The sequence below is a fragment of the Arhodomonas sp. KWT genome (assembly GCF_010993615.1).
On sequence record NZ_WNXE01000483.1, the window covers coordinates 1 to 1253 of the forward strand.

Consider the following 1253-nt stretch of genomic DNA (forward strand, 5'->3'; position numbering starts at 1 on the left):
GCCGTGTTCGAGCCGATGAAGGCATCCTCGCCGATGACCGTGCGGTGCTTGTTGGCGCCGTCGTAGTTGCACGTGATAGTGCCGGCGCCGATGTTGGCGTCGGCGCCGACCTCCGCGTCGCCAACATACGACAGGTGATTGATCTTGGCGCCCTCGCCGACCCCGGCGTTCTTCGTCTCGACGAAGTTGCCGACCTTCGCCCCCCGTGCCAGCACCGTGCCCGGGCGAAGGCGGGCGAACGGGCCGACATGGGCGGAACCGGCGATCACGGCGCCCTCGATCACGCTGTTCGCCGCGATCTCCACGCCCTCGCCGATTTGGCTGTCGGTGATGGTGCAGTTGGGGCCTATGACCGTGCCGTTGCCGAGGCTCACCTCGCCGATGAACTGGCAGTTCACGTCGATGGTGACGTCCTGCCCGCACCGCAGCTCGCCGCGCACGTCGAAGCGTGCCGGGTCGAGGAGGGTCACGCCCGCGGCCATCAGGCGGTCGGCCTCGCGGCGCTGCCACAGCCGCTCCACCGTGGCGAGCTGGGCGCGGCTGTTCACGCCCAGGACCTCGCCGTCGTCGGCAGTTGCGGTCCCCGCGACGGGCACACCGTCGGCGCGGGCGAGGGCGATCACGTCGGTGAGGTAGTACTCGCCCTGGGCATTGTCAGCGGTGAGACGGTCGAGCCAGCCGCGCAGATGCCCGGCAGGCAGGCACATCACGCCGGTATTCACCTCGCCGATGGCCCGCTGGGCGGCGTCCGCGTCCTTCTCCTCGACGATGCCGGCGACGGCACCGTCCGCATCGCGGAGGATGCGCCCGTAACCGGTCGGGTCGGCCGGGTGGGCGGTGAGCAGCGCGGCACCATCGCCCGCGGCCTCGCAGAGCCGCTGCAGGGTGGTCGTGGTGATCAGCGGCGTGTCGCCGCACAGCACCAGGACGCGGTGACGGTCGTCGATATCCGGCATCGCCTGGCCCACGGCGTGCCCGGTGCCGAGGCGTTGCGCCTGCTCCACCCAGTGCACGTCGGCGTTCGCGAGGGCGTTACGCACGCGCTCGCCGCCGTGTCCGTAGATGACATGGATATCGTCCGGGCCCAGCGCGACGGCGGCATCGATCACCCGGGCCAGCATCGGCCGGCCGGCGACCGGATGGAGCACCTTGGGCAATGCGGAACGCATGCGGGTGCCAGCCCCCGCGGCGAGGATCACAATCGACAGCGGCGCGGTCATCGTCTCGTCCCTCCCGCACAACGAAAAACGCGC

At 70.7% G+C, this 1253-nt stretch carries 1 protein-coding gene; it reads right to left on the minus strand.

What is annotated here, in order from left to right:
- A partial coding sequence (gene glmU, locus G7A99_RS20090) for a bifunctional UDP-N-acetylglucosamine diphosphorylase/glucosamine-1-phosphate N-acetyltransferase GlmU (RefSeq protein WP_163143582.1) occupies window positions 1–1220 on the minus strand: 1220 nt, incomplete at its 3' end.
- Between the last annotated feature and the right edge of the window lie 33 nt (window positions 1221–1253).